The sequence below is a fragment of the Rhodococcus sp. P1Y genome (genome assembly GCF_003641205.1).
In the GTDB taxonomy this organism is placed as follows: domain Bacteria; phylum Actinomycetota; class Actinomycetes; order Mycobacteriales; family Mycobacteriaceae; genus Rhodococcoides.
Genome location: NZ_CP032762.1, coordinates 5,393,031 through 5,409,659 on the forward strand (window position 1 = coordinate 5,393,031; position 16,629 = coordinate 5,409,659).

18 protein-coding genes and 4 tRNA genes are annotated in these 16,629 nt (G+C 62.1%); 4 read left to right on the plus strand and 18 right to left on the minus strand.

Annotated elements, in window-relative coordinates; genetic code table 11:
• Position 1: 1 nt before the first annotated feature.
• The 4 genes from D8W71_RS24805 to rplJ form a co-directional block, all read right to left on the minus strand.
• Entirely contained in the window at positions 2-796 is a 795-nt protein-coding gene (locus tag D8W71_RS24805; protein WP_121117510.1) for an MlaE family ABC transporter permease, read from the minus strand.
• Between the two features lie 5 nt (positions 797-801).
• Positions 802-1,998, minus strand: a complete 1,197-nt coding sequence (locus D8W71_RS24810; protein WP_236077601.1) for an ABC transporter ATP-binding protein — start codon at positions 1,996-1,998, stop codon at positions 802-804.
• A 329-nt stretch (positions 1,999-2,327) separates the two neighbouring features.
• A complete protein-coding gene (gene rplL / locus D8W71_RS24815) occupies positions 2,328-2,714 on the minus strand; it encodes a 50S ribosomal protein L7/L12 (RefSeq protein ID WP_032365267.1) in 387 nt (128 codons plus the stop codon).
• Between the two features lie 81 nt (positions 2,715-2,795).
• A complete protein-coding gene (gene rplJ, locus D8W71_RS24820) occupies positions 2,796-3,380 on the minus strand; it encodes a 50S ribosomal protein L10 (RefSeq protein ID WP_121117514.1) in 585 nt (194 codons plus the stop codon).
• 479 nt (positions 3,381-3,859) lie between these two features.
• Between rplJ and D8W71_RS24825 the strand changes: the two genes are divergently transcribed.
• Together D8W71_RS24825 and D8W71_RS24830 are read left to right on the plus strand one after the other, a co-directional pair.
• Positions 3,860-5,827, plus strand: coding sequence for a CocE/NonD family hydrolase (locus D8W71_RS24825; RefSeq protein ID WP_121117516.1), 1,968 nt, complete (start codon positions 3,860-3,862; stop codon positions 5,825-5,827).
• A 9-nt stretch (positions 5,828-5,836) separates the two neighbouring features.
• Positions 5,837-6,739 (plus strand): alpha/beta fold hydrolase, encoded by a 903-nt coding sequence (locus D8W71_RS24830; protein WP_121117518.1) that lies wholly within the window; start codon positions 5,837-5,839, stop codon positions 6,737-6,739.
• Between the two features lie 358 nt (positions 6,740-7,097).
• On the opposite strand, the gene rplA is transcribed toward D8W71_RS24830, so the two are convergent.
• The 11 genes from rplA to D8W71_RS24885 form a co-directional block, all read right to left on the minus strand.
• Positions 7,098-7,814, minus strand: a complete 717-nt coding sequence (rplA, locus tag D8W71_RS24835; protein ID WP_121117520.1) for a 50S ribosomal protein L1 — start codon at positions 7,812-7,814, stop codon at positions 7,098-7,100.
• A gap of 115 nt (positions 7,815-7,929) precedes the next feature.
• The gene (gene rplK, locus D8W71_RS24840; RefSeq protein WP_075839252.1) at positions 7,930-8,364 is read right to left on the minus strand and encodes a 50S ribosomal protein L11; all 435 of its coding nucleotides are present in this window, start codon (positions 8,362-8,364) and stop codon (positions 7,930-7,932) included.
• Positions 8,365-8,442: 78 nt separating this feature from the next.
• Entirely contained in the window at positions 8,443-9,267 is an 825-nt protein-coding gene (gene nusG / locus D8W71_RS24845; protein WP_121117522.1) for a transcription termination/antitermination protein NusG, read from the minus strand.
• Between the two features lie 64 nt (positions 9,268-9,331).
• On the minus strand, positions 9,332-9,757 hold the full coding sequence (secE, locus tag D8W71_RS24850) for a preprotein translocase subunit SecE (protein WP_121117524.1): 426 nt from the start codon (positions 9,755-9,757) through the stop codon (positions 9,332-9,334).
• Positions 9,758-9,826: 69 nt separating this feature from the next.
• Positions 9,827-9,899, minus strand: a tRNA-Trp gene (locus tag D8W71_RS24855).
• A gap of 111 nt (positions 9,900-10,010) precedes the next feature.
• Complete coding sequence (gene hadB / locus D8W71_RS24860; RefSeq protein ID WP_121117526.1) at positions 10,011-10,436, minus strand: (3R)-hydroxyacyl-ACP dehydratase subunit HadB; 426 nt, start codon at positions 10,434-10,436, stop codon at positions 10,011-10,013.
• Positions 10,423-10,908, minus strand: coding sequence for a (3R)-hydroxyacyl-ACP dehydratase subunit HadA (gene hadA / locus D8W71_RS24865; protein ID WP_201265455.1), 486 nt, complete (start codon positions 10,906-10,908; stop codon positions 10,423-10,425). Before hadA ends, hadB begins: the two co-directional genes overlap by 14 nt.
• A 173-nt stretch (positions 10,909-11,081) precedes the next feature.
• The gene (gene rpmG, locus D8W71_RS24870; RefSeq protein ID WP_019666436.1) at positions 11,082-11,249 is read right to left on the minus strand and encodes a 50S ribosomal protein L33; all 168 of its coding nucleotides are present in this window, start codon (positions 11,247-11,249) and stop codon (positions 11,082-11,084) included.
• Between the two features lie 60 nt (positions 11,250-11,309).
• Positions 11,310-11,382: transfer RNA gene (locus tag D8W71_RS24875), tRNA-Met, on the minus strand.
• A 64-nt stretch (positions 11,383-11,446) separates the two neighbouring features.
• A tRNA-Thr gene (locus tag D8W71_RS24880) sits at positions 11,447-11,519 on the minus strand.
• Positions 11,520-11,674: 155 nt separating this feature from the next.
• Positions 11,675-11,757 (minus strand) — tRNA-Tyr (locus D8W71_RS24885).
• A 156-nt stretch (positions 11,758-11,913) separates the two neighbouring features.
• Here D8W71_RS24885 and D8W71_RS24890 point away from each other — a divergent pair.
• Positions 11,914-12,414: a YajQ family cyclic di-GMP-binding protein gene (locus D8W71_RS24890; RefSeq protein WP_121119874.1), complete on the plus strand. Its 501-nt coding sequence runs from the start codon at positions 11,914-11,916 to the stop codon at positions 12,412-12,414.
• Between the two features lie 102 nt (positions 12,415-12,516).
• Here D8W71_RS24890 and htpX read toward each other — a convergent pair whose 3' ends face one another.
• A complete protein-coding gene (gene htpX, locus D8W71_RS24895) occupies positions 12,517-13,377 on the minus strand; it encodes a zinc metalloprotease HtpX (protein WP_121117530.1) in 861 nt (286 codons plus the stop codon).
• Between the two features lie 83 nt (positions 13,378-13,460).
• Complete coding sequence (locus D8W71_RS24900) at positions 13,461-14,507, minus strand: polyprenyl synthetase family protein (RefSeq protein ID WP_121117532.1); 1,047 nt, start codon at positions 14,505-14,507, stop codon at positions 13,461-13,463.
• 133 nt (positions 14,508-14,640) lie between these two features.
• Between D8W71_RS24900 and D8W71_RS24905 the strand changes: the two genes are divergently transcribed.
• A complete protein-coding gene (locus D8W71_RS24905; protein ID WP_121117534.1) occupies positions 14,641-15,864 on the plus strand; it encodes a geranylgeranyl reductase family protein in 1,224 nt (407 codons plus the stop codon).
• 52 nt (positions 15,865-15,916) lie between these two features.
• On the opposite strand, the gene D8W71_RS24910 is transcribed toward D8W71_RS24905, so the two are convergent.
• Positions 15,917-16,612 (minus strand): demethylmenaquinone methyltransferase, encoded by a 696-nt coding sequence (locus D8W71_RS24910; RefSeq protein ID WP_121117536.1) that lies wholly within the window; start codon positions 16,610-16,612, stop codon positions 15,917-15,919.
• Positions 16,613-16,629 lie beyond the last annotated feature (17 nt).

The following is a 16,629-nucleotide window of genomic DNA, read 5'->3' on the forward strand; positions in this document are numbered from 1 at the left end:
GTCAGCTTCCCTTCGCCGGAACAACCTGGAGGTACACCAGGGTGAGAATGAGGTTGGCGAAGAACAGCATGAGGAAGGTGATGACCACCGTCTGATTCACTGCCTCGCCGACTCCCTTGGGTCCCGGGTTGGGATTGAGGCCCTTGTAGGAGGCGATGATGCCGGCGATGAGCCCGAAGATCGCTGCCTTGAATTCCGCGACGTAGAGGTCGGGAAGCTGAGCCAGCGCCGAGAAGGACGCAAGGTACGCACCAGGGGTACCTCCCTGCAGAACGACGTTGAAGAAGTACCCGCCCGCGATTCCGACGACGGACACGAGCCCGTTGAGCAGAAGAGCAACGAGAATCATTGCGAGCACGCGCGGTACGACGAGGCGATGCACCGGGTCGATGCCGAGAACCCGCATCGCGTCGATCTCCTCGCGAATCGTGCGCGAGCCGAGGTCGGCCGTGACGGCCGATCCTGCCGCTCCCGCGATCAGCAGCGCGGTCACGATAGGACTGCCCTGCTGAATGACGGCCAGCACGCTGGCGGCACCAGTGAACGACTCGGCACCCAGCTGCTTGATCAACGAGCCTGTCTGCAGCGAGACCACCGCACCGAACGGAATAGCGACGAGCGCTGTCGGCAAAATCGTCACGCTGGCGATGAACCACGCCTGCTCGATGAATTCACGGAACTGAAATGGGCGTCTGAACGTGTTCCTGGCGACTTCCACCAGTAGTTCTACAATATTTCCGGCTTGCGTGAGAGCTGCGCCCGCCGGAGCAAAAGCGGACTTCTTCGATCCCCCCATAGTTCTTACTGTCCCCGCCCCTGCGCAGGACCGCGGCCCTGATCGCTGTAACCGGTTTCGTAGCCGGAATTGTCGTAACCGGAGTTGTCATAGCCGGAGTTGTCATAGCCGGATTGGCCCTGACCGGCATTGTCGTAACCGGAGTTGTCGTAACCGGAGTTGTCGTAACCGGAGTTCTCGTGGCTCTGGTTGCCCGCGTAAGCGGGGGTGTACGCACCTGGATCGGTCGTGTCGAGGCTTTCCTGAATTGCGACCTGAGCACTGTGCGGCAGCGTGTGCATGATTTGACGCACGCGCTCCTGCCTGCGCCCCACCGCCTGCCGAACTGGAGTACCAGGCGTCGCTTTCATCTGCGGCACAATACCTTCCACATCCTCGACACCACCAGCGTGGTGACCGGCATCGACGAGCGCCTGCTCGTGGGCCATCTGCGCCTCGTCCTTCTCCTCCGACATACCGATCGGCCCGATCATCGTTCCGTTCAAGAACTGCTTGACGACGGGCTCGTCGGAGGTCAACAGCACCTCGCGGGGGCCGAACATCACCAGCTGACGACGGAACAACATGCCGATGTTGTCCGGCACCGTTCGAGCCAAGTTGATGTTGTGCGACACGATCAGGATGGTCGCATCGATCTCGGCGTTGATGTCGATCAAAGTCTGCGAGATGTAGGTCGTGCGAACGGGATCGAGACCGGAGTCCGGCTCGTCCACCAGAATGATCTCGGGATCGAGCACGAGCGCGCGAGCCAGACCGGCGCGCTTGCGCATACCGCCCGAGATCTCACCTGGAAGCTTGTCCTCCGCGCCGATCAGACCGGTCAGCTCGAGCTTCTCCATGACGATCTTGCGGATATCGGATTCCGACTTCTTCGTATGCTCGCGGAGCGGGAATGCCACGTTGTCGTACAAGTTCATCGACCCGAACAGCGCACCGTCCTGGAACAGCACGCCGAACAGCTTGCGGATCTCGTAGAGCTCACGCGAGGAGCACTGCAGGATGTCGGTTCCGTCGACGAAAATCTTGCCGTGCTCGGGCCGCAGCAGCCCGATCAACGACTTCAGGAACACCGACTTACCGGTACCCGACGGTCCCAGCAGAGCACTGACTTCACCCGACGGCAACGTCAAAGAGACGTCCTGCCAAATCTTCTGAACTCCGAAAGACTTGGTCAATCCCTCGACCGAAACCTCGACTCCCACGCTGACCTCCACAGTAGAAACACATCGACCCGGATGTGGGTTGGGTCACTCTATCGCACACGAGTGTCCGCACCGACACAGGAGCTTACTGCCCAGTAATAACTTCCCCGAGTCGGGCTTCGGTCCTTGAAGACAGTGTGGCTCATCTCACCGCAACACGCGGGCGACTCGCCCGATTTGTGACAAAGCCCAGGGTTGCACCGTTGTGGCAGCACACAGAACCGAGCCGGAAAACAGTAAATCCTCACACAGCAGACAAAACGAAGGGCCACCCCCGCACGGGGATGGCCCTTCGTAGAAGAGAGTTCGGCAAGCGAACTCCGGCAAGATTACTTGACGGAGATCTTCGCGCCGGCTGCTTCCAGCTTCTCCTTGGCAGCCTCGGCTGCGTCCTTGGCGACCTTCTCGAGGATTGCCTTCGGAGCGCTCTCGACGAGATCCTTGGCTTCCTTCAGGCCCAGGCCGGAAACGACCTCACGGACGACCTTGATGACCTGGATCTTCTTGTCGCCAGCCGACTCGAGGACGACGTCGAACTCGTCCTGCTCTTCGGCTGCCTCAGCCGGAGCGCCTGCTCCGCCAGCTGCTGCAACTGCGACGGGAGCGGCTGCGGTGACCTCGAAGGTCTCCTCGAATGCCTTCACGAACTCGCTGAGCTCGAGGAGGGTGAGCTCCTTGAACTGGTCGAGCAATTCTTCGGTGCTGAGCTTCGCCATGGTGGCGGTCCTTCCTGTAAGTACTCCAGTCGCTGATCCGCGACGAAAGTGTTTCGGTGGTGCTGTTCGCGTAAGTGCGGATCAGCTTTCGGCGGGAGCTTCTGCTTCTGCCGGTGCCTCGGCAGCGGGTGCCTCTGCGGCAGCCGGTGCTTCTGCAGCCTTCTTGTCTGCCAATGCCTGGGCCAGACGTGCAATCTGCGACGCAGGAGCGTTGAACAGTCCTGCAGCCTTCGACAAGTTGCCCTTCATGGCACCTGCGAGCTTTGCAAGCAAGATCTCGCGGGACTCGAGGTCCGCGATCTTGTTGATCTCGTCCACGGACAGCGTTGCGCCGTCCATGTAGCCGCCCTTGACGACCAAGGCCTTGTTGTCCTTGGCGAAAGCCTTGATGGCCTTCGCTGCGTCGACCGGCTCGCCCTTGATGAATGCAATGGCGGTCGGTCCGACGAACAACTCGTCCAGCCCGGTGATGCCAGCTTCGGCAGCAGCGCGCTTGACCAGGGTGTTCTTGGCGACGGAGTAGGTGGCACTCTCACCGAGCGCGCGCCGGAGCTGAGTCAGACCGGATACCGACAGTCCGCGGTATTCCGTGACGACGGCAGCCGTCGAACCTTTGAACTGTTCGGTGATCTCGGAAACTGCTGAGACTTTTTCGGGCTTTGCCATACTTCGCCTCCTCTCGTGGGAAGTAATGTCGATCGCGAGAGGCCGAAGAAACGACGAACGCCCCGGGCGCAGGAAGCACACGGGGCGTAGACATGACACACGGCCGAAGCCGGGCTTACAGGTCCCTTACCTCGTTCTCCTGCGTGGGCCGTCCGAGTTGCCTCGGACCTTCAACCGCAATCCTTCGGGGACAAATCCCGTAGAGAAGGCGGTGACCAACGGTCTTGGGTAGAACTTGATTGGGCGGATCCTCTGCGTCGACGAATCTCCGCTTCGGAACCGTCGACCAGGCTACCTCAGCCTGCACCGGAACTCCAAAACGATCTGTCATGGAGACACATTCCGTCGGCAGCGGCCACGGTTTTCACACGATCTGACGGTGTGAAACCCCACGAAAGTCCCCCGCCGCGCTGGCGGTGAATGACAACAATCCGGTCACCGCGAGACAAACAAGCCCTCTTGACTGTTCAATCAGGTGCATGACTGCTGCGCAGCCGCGCCCACTACTGCGGCCGGACCCCTCTCGGCCCGGTCGACTTCGGGACCCGAGCGGCGGCGACGCGGCAGCAGCGTGGCGCAGACTCGTCGAGGACACCCCGCGTTATCCCCGCATCGCGACGTCGTCCAACGTGGCCATCCCCATGAGCGACGGCGCTGTTCTCCGCGCCTACGTCTTTCGGCCCGCTGACGACACGGGGCATGCCGTTCCTACCGCTTTCCCGACCGTCCTCAACATCACCCCGTACAACAAGGAGCTGATCAAGGGGATCGACACAATCCTCGACGCACCGGTACTCGGATGGGCGATCCGACGCCTGTCACGTCGGTTCGATCTCAGCGACACCCCTTTCGCCGGCATCACCGAAATCACACGCATCGTCGACGGCGGAGCGGCCGACCTGCTGTCGGTGAATCGGAACCTGATTCGCAGCGGATACGTACAGATCATCGTCGACGCCAGAGGGACCGGTTCGTCCACCGGAAACTGGGACGTGCTGGGCGAACGTGAGCAGCAGGACTCCGTGGAAATACTCGAGTGGATCGGCACTCGGAACTGGAGCAACGGCCGAATCGGAATGACCGGCATCTCCTATTCGGCGATCAACGCACTGCAGGCCGCAACCAAACGGCCCGCCGGACTCGAAGCAATCTTCGCCGTCGAGGGGTCGGTGGACATCGTCCGAGAGATCTTTGCGACGGGCGGGGCTCCGTCCGCATTCATCCCGCTCTGGTTGACAGCAGTGAACACTCTCAAATGGGTTCCGGCGGTACGGGATCTGGATCTCTCGGCGTGGCTACGCGCCCGACTCTCCTCCCCCGCGACCAATCTCCTCGACTTGGCCAAGGGATTCATCACCGGCGGCGACACCAGGATCTACGACGACCCGTACTACGAAACGATCGACGCCGATATCGAACAAATCGACATCCCGACGTTCGTGTACGGATGCTGGCACGACATCTTCGGCGGGTCCGCTCCCGACATCTACAACAGGCTCGCGCTCGAACGTGGGCGCAAACAACTTCTCGTCGGCGACGGGTATCACTGCAACCCCGGGATCGGTTTCGGCAGACCCGGGTTCCCACCGCGACTCGATGTGCTTGAGCGCGCCTGGTTCGACCGGTGGCTGCGTGACGAGGACAACGGCATCGAACAGTTCGGCCCCGTCACCCTCCGTAGCCAGGGTGGTGGTTGGACTGCCCACGGCCGGTTCCCTGCCCCGCACGCGCAGCCCACGAGGCTGTACCTGTCCGCTGGTACGTCGGGCACAGCACCGCATGCCTCCGGAGACGGAAGCCTCGTCGGCGATACCGACTTCTCGCACGGGGTCCTCTCCGTCGGGCCTTCGCTGCGCGCGGTGGTATCGCGCGACACCACTCAGGTTCTGGCGGGTGTGACGGCAGTTCTGGGCGGCGGCTTCACCTACGACAACCGTTTCGCGGAGAAGGGTGCAGTCACGTTCACCACCGGGATTGCAGCCGAGGACACTGTGATCTCGGGGCCGATGAACCTTCACCTTCGGGTCGTGTGCCATGCGCCCGAGGCCCTGTGGGCAGTCATGGTGTGCGATGTCGACCCGAACGGCAGATCCACCGTGTTGACGAACGGTGCACTCCTCGCATCGAGAAGAGCCGTCGACGACGAACTGTCCCTCTTCGCGCCGAACGGTGACTACACCCGTCCGTATCACCCACTCACCGAGCAATCACTGCTACCCGTCCCAGTCGGTGAACACATCGAACTGGACATCGACCTACTCACCACCGAAGCCGTCGTGGCAGAAGGACACCGCCTCCGTGTCGACGTCTTCGCCGTCGACGCACCTCGCTTCATGCCCATCCTCCCCGACCTGCTCCGGACTCACGGACGCAAACAAGACATCACCATCGACCCGGACCACCCCAGCTATCTCGTCGTGCCGCTGCTCGGCGAGCCGGGCTGGTGAAGGAGACCCATGCAGTCGCGCACAGGATTCGCGCCGTCCAACGAGATCGAACTCGCCTACGAGGACATGGGCGACCCCGACGATCCCGTCGTCTTGATGATCATGGGGCTGAGCGCACAGATGACGCTGTGGCCACGACAATTCTGCGAGCGGATCGTCGAGCAAGGTTTCCGGGTCATCCGTTTCGACAACCGCGACATCGGCCTGTCCACCAAGATGGACGGCCAGCGGATCGAAGGTTCAGCTCTGCTCCGACTGCTGCGCACCGAGCTCGGAGCGTCGAGCAAGGTTCCGTACACGTTGAAAGACATGGCTCTCGACACCAAGGGTCTGCTCGACTACCTCGAAATTCCGCAGGTACACGTCATCGGTGCATCGATGGGAGGCATGATCGCTCAGGTATTCGCCGGGCTGTACCCCGAACGCGTACTCAGCGCAGCGATCATCTTCTCCAGCACCAACGAGGCGTTCCTTCCCCCACCGGATCCGCGCACACTTCTACCGCTGATGAAAGGCCCGGGGCCAGGTGCCACCCGCGAACAGATCGTGGCGCATGCGGCCAATACTCGACGCATCATCGGGAGCCCTGCCTATCCCACACCGATGGAAGAACTACTCGTCACCGCAGGTGAAATGTACGACCGCAACTACAACCCAGCCGGGTCGCTACGTCAGATGGCCGCCGTCACGGGCACCGGAAGTCTTCGTCGTATCGCGGCGCAGATAGCCGTACCGACGGTAGTGATCCACGGACTCGCTGACCGCCTCATGCGACCCAGCGGAGGCAGAGCCGTCGCACGAGCTGTCAAGGGCTCGGCCCTGCACCTCATCGACGGTATGGGCCACGACCTGCCCCGCCCGCTGTGGGACCAGATCCTTGGGGAGTTGGCGTCGAACTTCGGTCGGGTGTGAAACTCGGACCATTCGGGGTGCACCGAATGTCTGTTTCGGTCACTCACAGTGAGCGAATGTCTCATTCGGTCACTCACAGTGAGCGAATGTCTCATTCGGTCACTCACAGTGAGCCAATGTCTCATTCGGTCACTCACAGTGAGCCAATGTCTCATTCGGTCACTCACAGTGAGCCAATGTCTCATTCGGTCACTCACAGTGAGCGAATGTCTCATTCGGTCACTCACAGTGAGCGAATGTCTCATTCGGTCACTCAGAGTGAGCGAATGTCTCTTTCGGTCACCCCGCGGAGCTCTCCTAACGCACGAAAAGGCCGACACCCCGAATGGAGTGCCGGCCTTTTTCGGTTCGAGAAGACTTACGCCTCGTCGAGCTCGAGGAGGTTGCGCGTACGAGCCGGGTCGACGGGGATTCCCGGTCCGGTGGTCGTCGAGACGGTGACCTTCTTGACGTAGCGGCCCTTTGCCGAAGACGGCTTCGCGCGAAGGATCTCGTCGAGAGCTGCGCCGTAGTTCTCCACCAGCTTGGTGTCGTCGAACGACGCCTTGCCGATGACGAAGTGCAGGTTCGACTGCTTGTCGACGCGGAAGTTGATCTTGCCGCCCTTGATGTCGTTGACAGCCTTGGTCACATCGTTGGTGACCGTGCCCGTCTTCGGGTTCGGCATCAGGCCACGCGGTCCGAGGACGCGGGCGATGCGGCCGACCTTTGCCATCTGGTCCGGGGTGGCGATCGCAGCGTCGAAGTCCAGGAATCCGCCCTGGATGCGCTCGATCAGATCTTCTGCACCGACGACGTCGGCTCCTGCTGCCTCTGCTTCAGCAGCCTTCTCACCAGCGGCGAAAACGATGACCCGAGCGGTCTTGCCGGTGCCGTGGGGAAGGTTGACGGTGCCACGCACCATCTGGTCGGCCTTGCGAGGGTCGACGCCGAGACGAACGGCGACCTCGACGGTTGCGTCGAACTTGCTCGACGCGGTGTCCTTGGCCAACTTTGCTGCTTCGAGCGGCGAGTACAGGTTGTCTGCATTCACCTTTGCGGCCTGCTCGAGGTAGGCCTTGCTGCGCTTTGCCATTTCTTACTGTCCAATCATGAGTTCAGTGTGGTTTGCAGGCCTGGCAGGCCCTCCCACGTGTTGCTGTGTCTTCTAGTCGCTCCGCGGGCTGCGTTCCTGCGGGGTGAAGGCTTAATCAGCCTTCGACCGTGATGCCCATCGAGCGAGCAGTGCCGGCGATGATCTTCGCGGCCTGATCGATGTCGTTGGCGTTGAGGTCTTCGGCCTTGGTCTTGGCGATCTCGCGCACCTGATCCATGGTCACTTTGGCGACCTTGGTCTTGTGCGGCTCGCCCGAGCCCTTGGCAACGCCGGCAGCCTTGAGCAGCAGCTTGGCAGCGGGAGGAGTCTTCAGCTTGAAGTCGAACGTGCGGTCCTCGTAGACCGAGATCTCGACCGGCACGACGTTTCCGCGCTGCGACTCGGTCGCTGCGTTGTACGCCTTGCAGAACTCCATGATGTTGACGCCGTGCTGACCCAGTGCGGGGCCGACGGGAGGAGCGGGGTTTGCCGCTCCAGCCTGGATCTGAAGCTTGATGATCCCGGCTAGCTTCTTCTTCTTCGGGGGCATTTCTTTTTCCTTGTATTCGCTCGGGTTTCTTGCGGTTACTACTGCAAGTTCTTGGCGGGCTTGCTCGAGCAGCGCCGACTAAATCTTGGCGACCTGCGTGAAGCCCAGTTCGACCGGAGTTTCACGGCCGAAGATCGATACCAACACCTTGAGCTTCTGCTGCTCGGCGTTGACCTCGCTGATGCTGGCCGGAAGGGTCGCGAACGGACCGTCCATGACGGTGACCGACTCGCCGACCTCGAAGTCGACCTCGATGGTCGGCTTCGACGAGGACTCCGTCGACGTTGCGTCGTTGGCTCCTGTGGCTTTCGCGTCCTTCTTCGTGCCCTCCTGCGGAAGCAGGAACTTGACGACCTCGTTGATCGTGAGCGGAGACGGACGCGATGTGGCGCCGACGAAGCCAGTGACACCGGGGGTGTTGCGGACGGCGCCCCAGGACTCGTCGTTCAGTTCCATGCGGACCAGGATGTAGCCGGGGAGGACCTTCCGGTTGACCTGCTTGCGCTGGCCGTTCTTGATCTCGGTGACCTCTTCGGTCGGTACCTCGACCTGGAAGATGTAGTCACCGACGTCGAGGTTCTGAACGCGAGTTTCGAGGTTGGCTTTCACCTTGTTCTCGTAACCTGCATACGAGTGGATGACGTACCAGTCGCCCGGGGCGCGGCGGAGCGCTGCCTTCATCTCGGCGACGGGATCTTCCGGCTCAGCGGAGACGTCGGCTGTCTCGTCGACGACAACGTCGGAATCGTCTTCGATGACTGCCTGAGCGGCGACGTCTGCCGCAATGGCCTCGTCCGTCTCGCGGTCCTGAGCGGCCTGCTCCGCCTCGAGGCCCTGTTTGGTCGCCTCGACATCGGCGTCGAATGCGGCCACTTCGGTGGCGTCGTTGTGCGGCGTGCTCACAGCAGGCACCCTTTCTGTCGTTTCGTGCATGTCTTACGGACCGTCGGACTCGGTTGTCTCGGCATCAACCGAACAGCCACTCGATGCCTTGCGTGAATCCCAGGTCGAGACCACTGATGAACGCGACCATGAACGCCACGAACACGAGTACCACGCTGGTGTAGGTGATCATCTGCTTACGGTTGGGCCAGATGACCTTGCGCAGCTCCGCGATGACCTCACGCAGGAACTGGATCAGACGCTTGAAGATGTTCGGACGTTTGGGCTCACGGGCTTTCTCACGTGTCGCAACCGATGTCCTGGCCGACGGAGATTTGGTGATCGACACCTTCTCGGCCGAATCCCCCGCCGTACGAGTCCGACGGGCGGCCTTCTTGCCGGTGGGCCTCGCCGCGGCAGAGCCTGCGGAGTCTGCACCGTCGGGCGTCGCCGAGTTCGGCGTCGACAAGTCCTCCGACTGGTCGTCGCGCTTACCGCGCTCCTCGGTCACCCGTCGTTCCTCTCAGTAGCTGACACCGTCGCTGCCCTCATCGTCACCGCGATGAGGGAGCCACATGGGCAGGGGCGACAGGACTTGAACCTGCAACCTACGGTTTTGGAGACCGTTGCTCTACCAATTGAGCTACGCCCCTTCGGCTGAATCCGAATCCGGATCGAGCCGTTCTGCGATTACGCAGCGCGCAGCGCTGAACAACCCCAGAAGTCTGAGTGTACTGCACGGGATGTGGAACCCTGAAATCCGATCAAGCCAGGCGGACGGTGGCTGTGGCGCGACCGAAAATCTTCTTGCCTTCGGACTTGGCAGTGATGGCGATGACCGCAGACTTGGAGTCCGGGTCCACCGACTTGACCTTGCCCGTGTACTCCACGGACGCGGCCGAGTCGGCGGGTACGTACACGGAACTGGTGAAACGGACGTTGTATTCGGTGACCGCGCCTGGGTCGCCCAGCCAAGACGTCACGAATCCGGCACCGAGGCCCATCGTCAGCATGCCGTGCGCGATGACGTTGTCGAGCCCGGCGAGCTTGACGACCTCGTCGCTCCAGTGAATCGGGTTGGGATCGCCGGAGACGCCCGCGTAGTTGACCAGGTCACCGCGGGTCAGCTTGACCACGCGCTCGGGAAGCTCTTCTCCGACGGAGACGTCCGCGAAATTACGAAGCGCCATGCATGATCACGTCCTTGACTGCGTGAGCGATGTTCTCATCCACTTCGCCACCGGTGCGCGCAACGAGGGTGGTCCAGGTCGTCTGAACCAGCTCACCGTTCTGATCGGTCACGATGTTCTTGGTGGTGATGATGTCACTACCACTCATCTGACGGAACGATTCGAGAAACACCTCGCAGGACAGCTCGTCGCCGACCGAGATCGCCTTGTGAAACTGCAAACGCTGATCCGTCTGCAGAATCTGACTCGGGTCGTACCCGGCGATGAACTCCTTGAACATGCGAGACTGCGCGATGATGCCGACCAACGAGATGAACGTCAGCGGTGCGAGCAGTCCGTCGTAGCCGAGACTCTTGGCTGCATCCTCGTCGTGATGAGCTGGATGCCAGTCCTGGACGGCGCGCGCGTACTCACGAACCTTCTCGCGACCGACCTCGTATGGGTGGTCCACCTTGTAGTGGTGGCCCACCATCGCGGCCGCATGTCTAGCCGGATCTTGCGTAAGCTCCGGATCCTGCGTTGACTCAGTCACGCTGTAAGTGAACCTTTTCTACCCAGGACGCAAATGCTGTTAGGGCAAGAAAAGTAAGCCTAACGCGTGGCGTCGACTCCGTTCGAGAAACCAGCAGCCGAAAAGGCCCGCGACTAGCGAGACTCGCGGTGCGCGCGATGCGTGCCGCAGTTCGAGCAGAACTTCTTCAGCTCGAGGCGGTCGGGATCGTTGCGGCGGTTCTTCTTCGTGATGTAGTTACGGTGCTTGCAAACCTCGCAGGCCAAGGTGATCTTGGGCCGCACATCGGTGGAGGAGGCCACGGGATGCCTACTTTCGGGTAAATCTGATCCGGTTAATCAGGACTGTGCATTTTACTTGTGTAGCGGTGACCGGACTTGAACCGGCGACGCAACGATTATGAGTCGTTTGCTCTACCAACTGAGCTACACCGCCTCAGGTGCTCACCCCTACACCTTCTCACTAACAAGGGTGTGGACGCGAACCATCCAATCCAGCGAGCCCCCTAACGGAATCGAACCGTTGACCTTTTCCTTACCATGGAAACGCTCTACCGACTGAGCTAAGGGGGCGTTGCTCTGGGGCACGAACTAACCGTGCTCCGAAGCCTTCAAGAGGTTACACAGTCCGAGCGCCGAGTACCAAATTGCATGCTCAGCGCACTTCGTGCGGTTCCTCTTCACAGAAGAAACCCCAGCGAGAATTTCGTCTCGCTGGGGGTTCTGTGTGGCAGATGTAGGATTCGAACCTACGTAGGCATAAGCCGACGGATTTACAGTCCGCTCCCATTGGCCGCTCGGGCAATCTGCCGTGCTGCACCCGAAAAGATCAGCTCTCTTCGGCGCGGTGAGAAGAATACAACGAACGTGCCCCTTCAACGCAAACCGGGTGGATAGCCGGGGTGCGAACGGGCTAACGTCGGGTACCGACGCACGTACCGATCGATTCGACCTACAGGAGTTGCAAGTGGCTGATTCTTCCTTCGACGTGGTGAGCAAGGTCGACCGCCAGGAGGTGGACAACGCTCTGGGACAGGCCGCGAAGGAGCTGTCGACCCGGTTCGACTTCCGCGGGTCCGGCACCGTGATCGAGTGGTCCGGCAGCGGAGACGCTGAGGTGATCGTCATCACCTCCGAAAGCGAAGAGAAGGTGAAGGCCGCTCTGGACGTCTTCAAGGAGAAGCTGATCCGTCGCGACGTCTCGTTGAAAGCCTTCGAGACCAACGATCCCGCCGCGTCCGGCAAGGTCTACAAGGTCACCGGCAAGCTCGTCCAGGGCATCTCCACCGAGAACGCAAAAAAGCTCACCAAGAAGATTCGCGACGACGGCCCCAAGGGCGTCAAGGCGCAGATCCAGGGTGACGAACTTCGCATCAGCAGCAAGAAGCGCGACGACCTCCAGGCCGTCCAACAGCTGCTCAAGTCCGAGGACTTCGGACTCGCGCTGCAGTTCGTCAACTACCGGTAGGCGCTACGCGCATGTGAACAGAAATACACAGTGCCTTCGAGTCACTCCGCAGGCTGCGCTCCCGCCGCTATGCATTTCTGTTCACATGCGGCCGGAGGCCGCCTACTCCCCGCGGGCCATCCGTTCGAGCCGTTCGATTCGATCCGCCATCGGCGGGTGCGTGGCGAACATCCTGCTGACCTTCTCCCCCGCACGAAACGGGCTGGCGATCATCATGTGCGATTCCGCCGCGATGCGTGGCTCAGGGGGCAACGGGGCCGCCTGAACGCCCCTCTCCAGCTTGCGGAGCGCCGACGCCAACGCCAACGGGTCACCCGTCAGTTCCGCACCCGATTGGTCGGCCTGATACTCACGAGAGCGCGACACCGCAAGTTTGACGACGGTCGCCGCAATGGGCCCGAGGAGCGAAACCAACAGAAGCGCAAACGGATTGGCCCCGCCGTTGCCACGCCCACCGAACATGGACGCGAACATCGCGAAGTTGGCCAAACCGGAGATGACGGCAGCCATGGCGCCTGCGACGGACGAGATCAGAATGTCGCGGTTGTAGACGTGCGACAGCTCGTGCCCGAGGACGGCTCGCAGTTCGCGCTCGTCGAGTATCTGCAGAATTCCTGTTGTGCAGCACACGGCTGCGTTTCGCGGATTGCGACCGGTGGCAAAGGCATTGGGGCTGTTGGTTGGACTGATGTACAGCGCAGGCATCGGCTGGTGCGCTGTGGTGGCCAGCTCGCGAACGATGCGGTACATCGCGGGAGCCTCTACCTCGGTGACCGGCTGGGCGTGCATCGAGCGCAACGCCAACTTGGCGCTGTTGAAGTAGGCGTACCCGTTCACACCGACCGCGAGCGCCACCGACAGCCACAGGATCGCCCCGCTGTTGAACAGTGACCCGATGAAGACGATGAGCGCCGACATCCCTACCAACAAGCCGAATGTCTTTGCGCCGTTCGCGTAACTCATTGGTCGCCTCTTCCGAAGAATTCTTCATCTCTCGAAAGGGTGAACGAGCGCGGCACCCGACAAGGTTCCCGTCGGTGCTTTGGTCAGCCCACCCGCTCGACCGTGTAGTCGACGAGACGACCGAGCGCATCGTTGGCTTCACCTTGCGGAAGCGTCGCAAGTTCGGCATGCGCCTTGTCGGCGAACTCGGCCAGAGTGGCTTTGGCCTTGGTCATACCGGGCGATCGCCCGAGCAACTCGAGCGCTTCGGCGACGGCAGCGTCCTCGGTGACCGGACCGTCGAGCAGAATCCGCAGGCGATCACCGTCGGGACCCTCCTCGCGCAGCGCGAAAAGAACGGGCAACGTGTGCACACCTTCACGAAGGTCGGTCCCCGGCGTCTTGCCGGACTGCTCCGATGCCGACGAGATGTCGATGATGTCGTCGGAGATCTGGAAAGCGGTACCCACTGCGTCACCCAAGCGCTCCAGCGATGCGACGTGATCGGCGTCTCCGCCGGAGAACGTTCCACCGAATCGGCCACACGCGGCGATCAGCGAGCCCGTCTTCTCCCATACGACGCGCAGGTAGTGCGCGACGGGGTCCTCGTCCTTCTTCACTCCGATGGTCTCGCGCATCTGGCCGGTGACCAGCTCCGCGAACGTTTCGGCAATGATGCGGACAGCCTCGGGTCCGAGCGTCGACACCAACCGCGACGCATGCGCGAAGAGGTAGTCGCCGGCCAGGATAGCGATGCTGTTTCCCCAACGGGCATTCGCCGACTCCGCGCCCCTTCTCATGGACGCCTCGTCCATGACGTCGTCGTGGTACAGCGTCGCGAGGTGGACGAGTTCGACAACGGTCGCTGCCGTCACGATGGACGCGTCGGTCGGATTCGGTCCGAGCTGACCGGTCAGGACAGTGAACAACGGCCGGAATCGCTTACCTCCTGCTTTCGCCAGATGCAGCGCAGCCTCGGTGAGAAAGTCCTCACCGTCCGACAGCTCGGCGATCATCAATTTCTCGACGTCCTCGAGCCCGGCGGCAACGGTTCGTGCAAGCTCCGGATCGACGAGATCCACCCCGGCGACAACCGTCGTACCGGCCGTGTCGTCTGTGCTCACGATTGTTTGTCCTGTCGTCGTCGTCATCGGCGATTCGCATCTTTTCTGGGAAGTACCCGCTACCACCGTAGTGAACCTAGAGTGTGGCAGCGCCGGAAGGTGCCGTAGACCACGCCCCTGGACTGTGCGTCGTTCGACTCTGCACTGCAATACTCGAGAAGTGACAACACCGCGATCCACCGACGTTCTGGTCATCGGTGCAGGCCCGGCCGGTTCGGCCGCCGCGGCATGGGCAGCGCGCGCGGGTAGAGACGTGGTACTCGCCGATGCCGCGACGTTCCCCCGCGACAAGACGTGCGGCGACGGCCTCACGCCGCGCGCAATAGCCGAACTCGATCGCCTCGGCATCGGCGAGTGGGTCCGCGGCCGCGCCGAGAATCGTGGACTCCGACTCTCGGGCTTCGGTCAGGAACTGCAACTCGAATGGCCGGGCGGATCGTTGCCCGCAGTGGGCAGCGCTGTTCCGCGGACCGAGCTCGACGACCGAATACGCATCGCGGCAGTCGATTCCGGCGCAACCATGCTGGAGGGCGCAAAGGCCACCGGCGCAACCATGGACGGAACTGCGGTCAAGTCGGTCGTCTTCGAGGACGGACGCGAGATCGCGTGCAACCGGTTGATCGTCGCCGATGGTGTCAGGTCGACGCTCGGCAAGAAGCTGGGCCGAGAATGGCACCGGGACACCACGTTCGGGGTCGCCGCCCGTGCGTACATCAGCTCCGATCGCTCGAACGATCCATGGATCTCATCGCACCTCGAACTTCGTGACGCAGCAGGAGTCGTTCAACCGGGGTACGGCTGGATCTTCCCGCTCGGCACCGGTGAGGTCAACATCGGCGTCGGGACGTTGGCGACGGCGAAACGGCCCGGGCCAGGCGCACTTCGGCCGTTGCTCGACTTGTACACCTCGCAGCGACGCGAGGACTGGTCACTCGCAGGTGACCTTCGTGCGGTGGCGTCGGCGTTGTTGCCGATGGGCGGTGCTGTGTCGAACGTGGCGGGTAAGAACTGGGCAATCATCGGCGACGCCGCCGCGTGCGTGAATCCGCTCAACGGCGAAGGTATCGACTACGGCCTCGAAGGTGGCCGGATGATCGCCGACATGCTCGACGAGACCGATCTCACCGACGCCTGGCCTACCCTGTTGCGCGAGCACTACGGCCAGGCGTTCTCCATTGCCCGACGCCTCGCCGCCCTTCTGACCGTGCCGAGATTCTTGCCCGCAAGTGGACCGATCGGAATGCGATCGCGTGCACTGATGACCGTGGCGGTGCGCGTCATGGGCAACCTCGTCACCGAGGCCGACTCCGACCTGGTCGCACGGGCGTGGAGGGCGTCGGGTAGCGCGTCACTGAGGATCGATACTCGGCCACCGTTCAGCTGAGGCGGCGCCGCCGCCCGTGCGCGCGTAGTGACATAGGGACGTAACTACGCACTCACGGGCGGGTAGCGGCATGCAAAGCGACAATTCCGCCGGACAGGTTGCGCCACTTCACATTCGACCAGCCGTTGTCGGCGATGGTGGAGGCCAGCTGTTCCTGGTTGGGCCATGCGCGGATGGACTCGGCGAGGTAGACGTACGCGTCGGGATTGCTCGACACCGCGCGTGCGACTGCGGGAAGCGCTTTCATCAGATACTCCATGTACACCGTCCGGAACGGGGTGAACACGGGCGTCGAGAATTCGCACACGACGAGCCTGCCGCCGGGCTTCGTTACGCGGGCGATCTCGCGCAGACCCGCCTGAAAATCGGAGACGTTGCGCAGCCCGAATGAGATCGTGGCCGCATCGAAGCTCGCGTCCGCAAACGGGAGATGCATGGCATCCCCGGCAACCATCGGTACGTCTCGATCCGATCCGGCCTGCAGCATGCCTTTCGAGAAGTCGGCGGCGACGCACCACGCGCCGCTGCGCGCGAGCTCGACGGTAGACACTCCGGTACCTGCAGCGAGGTCGAGAACCCTCTCCCCCGGCTTCAGGTTCAGCGCTCGACGGGTGAGCTTGCGCCAACTCCTGTCCTGGCCGAACGACAGAACCGTGTTGGTCAGGTCGTACCGACGGGCCACGCCGTCGAACATCGACGCGACCTCATGCGGTTCCTTCTCGAGCGTTGCACGCGAACTTGTAGCCACGGTTCGAGCTTAGCCGT

Coding starts and splice junctions, on each gene's coding strand:
- D8W71_RS24805 (WP_121117510.1), bottom strand. CDS start 796: ATGGGGGGATCGAAGAAGTCCGCTTTTGCTCCGGCGGGCGCAGCTCTC.
- rplL (WP_032365267.1), bottom strand. CDS start 2,714: ATGGCGAAGCTCAGCACCGAAGAATTGCTCGACCAGTTCAAGGAGCTC.
- rplJ (WP_121117514.1), bottom strand. CDS start 3,380: ATGGCAAAGCCCGAAAAAGTCTCAGCAGTTTCCGAGATCACCGAACAG.
- D8W71_RS24825 (WP_121117516.1), top strand. CDS start 3,860: ATGACTGCTGCGCAGCCGCGCCCACTACTGCGGCCGGACCCCTCTCGG.
- D8W71_RS24830 (WP_121117518.1), top strand. CDS start 5,837: ATGCAGTCGCGCACAGGATTCGCGCCGTCCAACGAGATCGAACTCGCC.
- rplA (WP_121117520.1), bottom strand. CDS start 7,814: ATGGCAAAGCGCAGCAAGGCCTACCTCGAGCAGGCCGCAAAGGTGAAT.
- rplK (WP_075839252.1), bottom strand. CDS start 8,364: ATGCCCCCGAAGAAGAAGAAGCTAGCCGGGATCATCAAGCTTCAGATC.
- hadB (WP_121117526.1), bottom strand. CDS start 10,436: ATGGCGCTTCGTAATTTCGCGGACGTCTCCGTCGGAGAAGAGCTTCCC.
- hadA (WP_201265455.1), bottom strand. CDS start 10,908: ATGGTGGGCCACCACTACAAGGTGGACCACCCATACGAGGTCGGTCGC.
- htpX (WP_121117530.1), bottom strand. CDS start 13,377: ATGAGTTACGCGAACGGCGCAAAGACATTCGGCTTGTTGGTAGGGATG.
- D8W71_RS24900 (WP_121117532.1), bottom strand. CDS start 14,507: ATGACGACGACGACAGGACAAACAATCGTGAGCACAGACGACACGGCC.